The sequence below is a fragment of the Protofrankia sp. Cas4 genome (assembly GCF_963555915.1).
Lineage (GTDB): Bacteria > Actinomycetota > Actinomycetes > Frankiales > Frankiaceae > Protofrankia.
Genome location: NZ_CAUVXL010000254.1, coordinates 1 through 3,910 on the forward strand (window position 1 = coordinate 1; position 3,910 = coordinate 3,910).

3 protein-coding genes are annotated in these 3,910 nt (G+C 64.8%); 1 reads left to right on the forward strand and 2 read right to left on the reverse strand.

The genetic code is table 11. The features are described from left to right. Positions 1–688: metallophosphoesterase family protein (locus tag U9979_RS22930; RefSeq protein ID WP_322780917.1), on the reverse strand; the 688-nt coding region annotated here is incomplete at its 3' end. Positions 689–988: 300 nt separating this feature from the next. Here U9979_RS22930 and U9979_RS22935 point away from each other — a divergent pair. Next, positions 989–1,891, forward strand: coding sequence for an alpha/beta hydrolase (locus tag U9979_RS22935; RefSeq protein WP_322752389.1), 903 nt, complete (start codon positions 989–991; stop codon positions 1,889–1,891). A gap of 58 nt (positions 1,892–1,949) precedes the next feature. On the opposite strand, the gene U9979_RS22940 is transcribed toward U9979_RS22935, so the two are convergent. Beyond that, the gene (locus U9979_RS22940; protein ID WP_416220286.1) at positions 1,950–3,659 is read right to left on the reverse strand and encodes an MFS transporter; all 1,710 of its coding nucleotides are present in this window, start codon (positions 3,657–3,659) and stop codon (positions 1,950–1,952) included. Between the last annotated feature and the right edge of the window lie 251 nt (positions 3,660–3,910).

A 3,910-nucleotide genomic window follows, 5' to 3' on the forward strand; every position in this document is an offset into this window, starting at 1 on the left:
ATACGGCTTCGTGGAAGGTCAGTTCGGACGCTGTGTCGTCATAGAGAAGCCAGCACGACGGCTTGCCCCGCGCCGGACCGACATTGACAAGCAGGCGCCGCGCACCGCCCGGATCAACCGGGATCGCCATCCCCGGGGTGACCGGCCAACGCCGCGCCAGCACCGCGCCGGCCGGGTCGGTCGGGTCGGCCGGCTCCCCGAGCGAGAGCAGGTCCAGAAGCAGCACCTGGTGGGAGTGGCCGACCATCAGGATCGGGACGTCGGGCAGCTGCGCGAACCGGGGGTAGGCCACCGTGGGCCATCCGGGACGAGTTGGCCCGTGGTCCCAGGAAAACTGGTGACCGTGCATTGCGGTGGCAGCCCCGATCATGCGGGTTTCGGGTGCGGCAAGTAGAACATCAAGATCTCCGGCAGTCTGCTCATCCCGCAACAGATCGCGGATCCGCCATTCCTGGTTGCCGAGAACCAGATCGACGCCGGCCAACTCGCGCCACAGTTTCGGATCCGATTCCACCACGTCGGTGAGGTCCCGCCGAGTGGTGCTGTCATGGCTACGCCATGGCACCTTGGCGTCGAGGTAGTCGCCGAGACATACGATCCGGTCGGCCCCGCGACGCTGCGCATCGTCCAGCACCCGCCGCCACGCCTTGCGTTTGCCGTGCAGGTCCGCCACGACCGCATATCGCATAGGACCTCCATCCGCCGCCGTTGTCCGTCCTGTCATTCTCCCTCCGCCACGCCGCTCAGCGGGTCTCCGCCGGATATGTCCCTCCTTGGCAGTAAGGGACAAAACGGAGAACACAGTCATTTATCACCTAGTTCACCCAGACGCCACTCAGGCAACAGTTACACCAGGTGAGCAAATCAAACGATCATAGCGATCGGGACCGTCCCGGCCAGCTGGCCAACCCGGCTCGGGTCAAACTGGATTACGACACCGTCCAGCACCGCATATCCGGAATGGCAGAACTGACATGGCAGACAGATCATGAACATCGAGACTCCTGGATGGTTCCGCGCCGCACTCGAGCGACGGCCCGAGCGGCACACGACCCAGGTCGACGGATGCCGGATCAGCTACCGGTGCTGGGGGAAGCGCGACCGCCCGGGAATCGTTCTCGTGCACGGCGGGGGCGGACATGCGGGCTGGTGGGACCACATCGCACCACTGATCGACGGCGAGTACCGGGTCGTCGCCATCGACATGTCCGGCCATGGCGACAGCGGGCGCCGCGATGAGTACAACCTCACCAGCTGGGCCGCTGAGATCGTCAGCGTGGCGGCGCATGCCGGCCTTAGCGGCACGCCGATCATCATCGGACACAGCATGGGTGGCTGGGCATCGATCATGGCCGCGGCGGAGCACCCCGAAAAGATCGGCGGCATAATAATCATCGATGCTCCGGTCGCCGATGTCACTCCGGAGGAACGGGCCGCCCGCGAACGGACCGCATTCGGGCCACTTCGCGTCTACCCGACCGTGACCGACGCCCTGGCCCGGTTCAGAACCGTACCGGACCAGCCGAACATGCTGCCCTACGTCGTGAACCACGTGGCGCGGACGTCCATGGGTGCGGTCGAGGGAGGCTGGACCTGGAAATTTGATCCGGGCATTTTCCGGGGACGCCGGCCGTCGCCGCAGATTCTCAAGGAGGTCCGCTGCCGCGTCGCGCTGTTCCGGGCCGAGCACGGTCTGATAACACCGGATATCGGCACCGAGATGTACGAGCTGCTGGGGCGGGTCGCGCCGGTTATCGAAATCCCGCTGGCGGGGCATCATGTCATGCTGGACCAGCCCCTACTGCTGGTTACCGGCATTCGGACGTTGCTGGCCGACTGGCAGCATTCGGTGCCCCAGACCCGACCGAAGGCCCAGGCGACCACCGCATAGGCCGGGCGACCGACGGCAGCGTACCGGTCGCCCGACGGCCCGGTGAACCCGGCGGTAGTCACCGGGAATGACCGGATGCCGCCGTGTTCTGCGAACGGCGTGCGGGGATCAGGCCTGCGCCCGCGTCTGAGTCCTGCGGATGTACGCCCGCCATCTCCGCGTCGTCGAGCCCGGGTTGTGCCCTGCGGCCGGGCCCCGCCATGAAGGATGCGACCAGGGCGATCAACAGCATCGTGATCGAGAACACGAAAGCGGCGACGAGACCATCCGAGAACGGCCCGGAGATCAAGTTGGGAAAAAAGGCCCGGCCGGTCACGTAGGCGCCCGAGTCGGGCAGAGCTGACAGCGTCTGCGGCCCGAGGATCTGCTCCATCGGGTTGTACCCGAGAAAGGCCGAGAACAGCACCCCGATCGGCGGGAGTGCGGATGCCGCCTGCGCGGTCGATGCCGGCACACCCTGGTCCACGAGACCGTTGAGCATGGTCGACGGCAGGCTGCGGGAAAGCCCGATGACGATCAGAGTGAACGACAGGCCTATCGAAAGCACGAACGCGGCGTTCTGGAACGTGGCAGCCATACCCGCGCCGACTCCCCGGGTGTTCGCCGGCAATCCGTTCATCACATCGGCCCGGTTCGGCGAGGAGAACAGGCCGGTACCGACGCCGTTGACCAGCAGGATCAACGCGAACACCGGATAGGAGAAGTTCACCGGGATGGACATGAACAACGCGAAGCTCACAATGACGATCGCCAGGCCGCCCACCGTGAACATCCGGGCGCCGAAACGATCGGACAGCACCCCGGCAATCGGCGCGGCCACCAGGAAGCCGACCGTCAACGGAACCAGGTAAATTCCCGCCCACAGCGGGGTGTCGGTGAAACTGTAGCCGTGCTGGGGCAGCCAGATTCCCTGTAGCCAGATGAGGAGGACGAACTGGAGCCCACCGCGACCGAGTGACGCCAGCAGGTTTGCCACGTTGCCGGCGGAGAACGACCGGATCCGGAACAGACTCAGATGGAACAGCGGTTCGACCACCGTCGACTCGATGATCGTGAACACAACCAGCGTGACCACGCCACCGATCACCGCGGCGAGCACCCAGGGGTTGGTCCAGCCCATCGTGTGCCCGCCGTAAGGCTGAATGCCGTAGGTGATGCCGACGAGCAGCGCGATCAGCCCGACGGCGAACGTGATATTCCCCCACCAGTCCATCGTCGTGCGTCGCCGCACACCGCTGTCCTGGAGGCTCGTATAGGCCCAGAAGGTACCCAGAACCCCGAACGGTACCGACACCAGGAAGACGCAGTGCCAGCTGATCGGGGCAAGCAGGCCACCGAGCAACAGGCCCAGGAACGTGCCGGAGATGCCGGCGACCACGTTTATACCCAACGCCAAACCACGCTGGCGGGCCGGAAAGGCGTCGGTCAGGATCGCCGTGGAGTTCGCGAAGAGGAACGCCCCGCCCACGCCCTGCACAATCCGCCAGCCGATCAGCCAGAGAGCGGCCGCAGTGCCGTGCATCCAGGTGACGGCCAGCAGGATCGAGGAGACGGTGAAGATCGCAAAACCCAGGTTGTACATACGGACGCGGCCGTACATGTCGCCGAGCCGTCCGAACGTCACCACCAGCACAGCGGTGACGACGAGGAAGCCCATCATCATCCACAGCAGGTAACTGGTGTTACCCGGGCTCAGCGGGTTGATGTCGATCCCACGGAAGATCTCCGGCAGGGCGATCAGAACGATCGATCCGTTCACCGTTGCCATCAGGAGACCGAGCGTGGTATTGGACAGGGCGATCCACTTGTAGCGGGGACCTGGTACAGGGGATTGATCAGCCGCAGGCGGCAGCCGATCAATCCCGATATCATCCGAAATTCGTTGTCTGACGCGATCTGAGTCCGGCACCTGGCAGCCCTCCGCGAACACCACTCGCCTCACCCGAAAACTTGCTTAGTAAGACTAAGCAAGTGACGCCCAACGTGACAGAGCAGCAAGTGTGAGATTGGCCTTAGCTT